Raw genomic sequence first — 4,554 nt, 5'->3', positions numbered from 1 at the left:
CTGTGAGGTTGAGCTAATCCCTTAAAGCTGGTCTCAGTTCGGATTGGGGTCTGCAACTCGACCCCATGAAGTCGGAGTCGCTAGTAATCGCAGATCAGCAATGCTGCGGTGAATACGTTCCCGGGCCTTGTACACACCGCCCGTCGAGTCACGAAAGTTGGTAACACCCGAAGCCGGTGGCCTAACCGTTGTGGGGGGAGCCGTCGAAGGTGGGACTGGCGATTGGGACTAAGTCGTAACAAGGTAGCCGTACCGGAAGGTGCGGCTGGATCACCTCCTTTCTAAGGAGAAAGTTTTTTTCTCAGTGTTTTTGTTGGTGCCCTGGTGTGGTGACTGATGCTGTTGTGGTGTTGGTGCCAGGGTGCTGTTTGGGTGGATCATCAATGAATCCCTGGTTGTGTGGGGGTCATGCTGTGGGCTTGGCTGGTTGCTGCTATTAGTACTGTTCCGCGTCGCGTGTTGTGTGTGGTGTGGTTCGTGGAGTGTGGTGGTTGCTGGTGGTGTTCTGGTGTGTTTGGTGCACTGTTGGGTTATGGGGTAATTGTTCCCTGGTGGCCTGTCTGCTCTTGTTGTCATCGTGTTGGTGGTGATGGGGGTGGGTGGGGTGTTGTTGTGGTAATTGCATAGTGGACGTGAGCATCTATCATGACACTGCGGTTTGTGGTGTTGTGGTTGTGCTGCAAAGAGCATGAGTTTGTGCTGCGATCATTGGCCTGTTGGGGTTGGTGGTTGTGGTGGTGTTTCTTTGTGGTTGCTTTAGTTGTTTGTTTTGTGTGTCCAGTCACCATCGCATGATGCTGGTTTGGTGTTGTGTGTGGTGTTGGTGTTGCTTGTTTTGTGGCTTACGTGTGGCGCCATCGGTTGTCCCCTGTGATTCCTTCGTTGTGTTGGGTTGTGGGGGTTGGTGGTGTTTGTAAGTTGTGAAGGGCGCATGGTGGATGCCTTGGTAATAGGAGCCGATGAAGGACGTGGGAATCTGCGATAAGCCTGGTGGAGTTGATAACCGAGCGTTGATGCCAGGATGTCCGAATGGGGTAACCCCGCGCATCGTGGTGGTGCGTGACCGCTGGTTGAATGTATAGGCCAGTTGGAGGGAACGTGGGGAAGTGAAACATCTCAGTACCTGCAGGAAGAGAAAATAATAATGATTCTGCTAGTAGTGGCGAGCGAACGTGGATGAGGCTAAACCTGGTGCGTGTGATACACGGTAGTGGTTGCGTGCTAGGGGTTGTGGGATGCGCTGTGCTGGTTCTACCGGGCTGGCGAGTGATGGTTGCGTGTATGCGAAGTAGTTTGGATGCTACACCGTAGTGGGTGAGAGTCCCGTAGTGGTAACGCGTTGGCCGGGCTTTGGTGTTTTCCCGAGTAGTACGGGGTTCGTGGAGTCCCGTGTGAATCTGCCAGGACCACCTGGTAAGTCTAAATACTTCCTATTGACCGATAGTGGATCAGTACCGTGAGGGAATGGTGAAAAGTACCCCGGGAGGGGAGTGAAAGAGTACCTGAAACCATGTGCTTACAATCCGTTCGAGCGTCCTGTGGGGTGTGAGAGCGTGCCTTTTGCAAAATGAGCCTGCGAGTCAGTGATGCGTGGCGAGGTTAACCCGTGTGGGGTAGTCGTAGCGAAAGCGAGTCTGAAGAGGGCGGTGAGTCGCGTGTTCTGGACCCGAAGCGGAGTGATCTACCCATGGCCAGGTTGAAGCGTGTGTAAGAGCACGTGGAGGACCGGACCCACTTCAGTTGAAAATGGAGGGGATGAGCTGTGGGTAGGGGTGAAAGGCTAATCAAACTCCGTGATAGCTGGTTCTCCCCGAAATGCATTTAGGTGCAGCGTTGCGTGTTTCTTGCTGGTGGTAGAGCTACTGGTTGGCTGATGGGCCCGACAAGGTTACTGACGTCAGCCAAACTCCGAATGCTGGTGAGTGAGAGCGTGGCAGTGAGACTGTGGGGGATAAGCTTCATGGTCGAGAGGGAAACAGCCCAGATCATCGGTTAAGGCCCCTAAGCGTGTGCTAAGTGGAAAAGGATGTGAAGTTGCTGAGACAACCAGGAGGTTGGCTTAGAAGCAGCCACCCTTGAAAGAGTGCGTAATAGCCCACTGGTCAAGTGATTTTGCGCCGACAATGTAGCGGGGCTTAAGCATACCGCCGAAACTGTGACAAACCACCGTGTGGTGGGTTGGGTAGGGGAGCGTCGTGCGTGTGGTGAAGCAGTCGTGTGAACGGTTGTGGAGAGCGTGCGAGTGAGAATGCAGGCATGAGTAGCGATAGGAGGGTGAGAAACCCTTCCGCCGGATGACTAAGGGTTCCAGGGTCAAGTTCATCTTCCCTGGGTTAGTCGGGACCTAAGGCGAGGCCGACAGGCGTAGTCGATGGATAACGGGTTGATATTCCCGTACCAGTGGTAGACCGTCCCTGCTGAGCTGGTGATACTAACCACCCGAGCCTTCCTGGATCACCTTTCGGGGTGACGTGGTTGGTGAGCGTGGGACCTGAACTGGTGAGGCAAGCGTGTTAACAGGTGTGACGCAGGAAGGTAGCCGGGCCAGGCAGTGGAATGGTCCTGGTCTAAGCGTGTAGGATGCAGGGTTGGTAAATCCGCTCTGTGTGTGTCTGAGACGTGATGGGCTCCCACGTGGTGGGAGATCTGGTGATCCTATGCTGCCAAGAAAAGCATCGACGCGAGGTTGACATTGCCCGTACCCTAAACCGACTCAGGTAGTCAGGTAGAGAATACTAAGGCGATCGAGAGAATCATAGTTAAGGAACTCGGCAAAATGCCCCCGTAACTTCGGAAGAAGGGGGGCCTCGACCTTGACACCCACGTGGTGGGTGGAGGGGGTAGGGGCCGCAGAGACCAGGGGGAAGCGACTGTTTATCAAAAACACAGGTCCATGCGAAGTCGTAAGACGATGTATATGGACTGACTCCTGCCCGGTGCTGGAAGGTTAAGCGGAGCTATTAGCCCTTGTGGGCGACGTGGTGAAGTTAAGCCCCAGTAAACGGCGGTGGTAACTATAACCATCCTAAGGTAGCGAAATTCCTTGTCGGGTAAGTTCCGACCTGCACGAATGGAGTAACGACTTCCCCGCTGTCTCAACTGTGAACTCGGTGAAATTGCAGTACGAGTAAAGATGCTCGTTACGCGCAGAAGGACGGAAAGACCCCGAGACCTTCACTATAGTTTGGTATTGGTGTTCGGTGTGGCTTGTGTAGAATAGGTGGGAGACTGTGAAGCTAGCACGCTAGTGGTAGTGGAGTCGTTGTGTGAAATACCACTCTGGTCATAGTGAATATCTAACTTCGGACCGTGATCCGGTTCAGGGACAGTGCCTGATGGGTAGTTTAACTGGGGCGGTTGCCTCCTAAATGGTAACGGAGGCGCCCAAAGGTTCCCTCAGCCTGGTTGGCAATCAGGTGTTGAGTGTAAGTGCACAAGGGAGCTTGACTGTGAGACTGGCAGGTCGAGCAGGAACGAAAGTTGGGACTAGTGATCCGGCGACTCGTTGTGGAACGGTCGTCGCTCAACGGATAAAAGGTACCTCGGGGATAACAGGCTTATCTTGCCCAAGAGTTCATATCGACGGCATGGTTTGGCACCTCGATGTCGGCTCGTCGCATCCTGGGGCTGGAGTTGGTCCCAAGGGTTGGGCTGTTCGCCCATTAAAGCGGTACGCGAGCTGGGTTCAGAACGTCGTGAGACAGTTCGGTCCCTATCCTCTGCGCGCGGTGGAGAATTGAGAAGGGCTGTCCTTAGTACGAGAGGACCGGGACGGACGAACCTCTGGTATGTCAGTTGTACCGCCAGGTGCATGGCTGATTGGCTACGTTCGGGATAGATAACCGCTGAAAGCATCTAAGCGGGAAGCTTGCTTCAAGATGAATTCTCCTGACACCCTTGTGGTGTGAGAGGTTCCCAGTAGATGACTGGGTTGATAGGCCGGGTGTGTAAGCACGGACTGACGACGTGTTGAGCTGACCGGTACTAATAGACCAAAGACTTACAAACACCCCCAACCAACCACAAACCACTCCCCGCCCGCCGGGGGTTGGTGGAGGATCACGGGTCTGGGGTGTGAGATGGTAAGCCAGAGACAACACCACACCCTGACACGACACCACCCCTACCGGGGGTGGCCTGTCAGGGTGATCACGAGCAAACACTCACGGCACACACAAAAAACACGACACCCATCGTGTTCTAGCCCAGCACAACCATGCCAACGTCCACTATGGGATTACCCCAACAAACACCGCCGTGTGTGAAACACACAGGCCCACACAATCGAAGACAAGGTTTCCCACCCCCACCCCCTGGGGGTTGGTGAGAAGAGTTACGGTGGTTATAGCGTAGGGGAAACGCCCGGTCCCATTCCGAACCCGGAAGCTAAGACCTACAGCGCCGATGGTACTGCACACGGGAGTGTGTGGGAGAGTAGGACACCGCCGGACAATCATTACACGGTCGGGGACGAACAGACCACACCGGTGACAACGACGCCACCACCGCCCAGGCTCTGTTCGTCCCCGACCACCATTTAACCCACCAAACACC

The 4,554-nt window shown here is 54.7% G+C and carries 3 rRNA genes; all 3 read left to right on the top strand.

What is annotated here, in order from left to right:
* Positions 1-281: ribosomal RNA gene (locus DYI20_RS12005) — 16S ribosomal RNA — on the top strand; the annotation flags it as partial.
* 630 nt (positions 282-911) lie between these two features.
* Positions 912-4,008: ribosomal RNA gene (locus DYI20_RS12000) — 23S ribosomal RNA — on the top strand.
* 326 nt (positions 4,009-4,334) lie between these two features.
* Positions 4,335-4,451 (top strand): 5S ribosomal RNA (gene rrf / locus DYI20_RS11995).
* The last annotated feature ends 103 nt before the right edge of the window (positions 4,452-4,554 follow it).

Origin of the sequence: Auritidibacter ignavus (assembly GCF_003703835.1) — a bacterium.
Lineage (GTDB): Bacteria > Actinomycetota > Actinomycetes > Actinomycetales > Micrococcaceae > Auritidibacter > Auritidibacter ignavus.
Note: the sequence above shows the minus strand (reverse complement) of the source record. Positions and strands in the feature narration are given on the sequence as shown.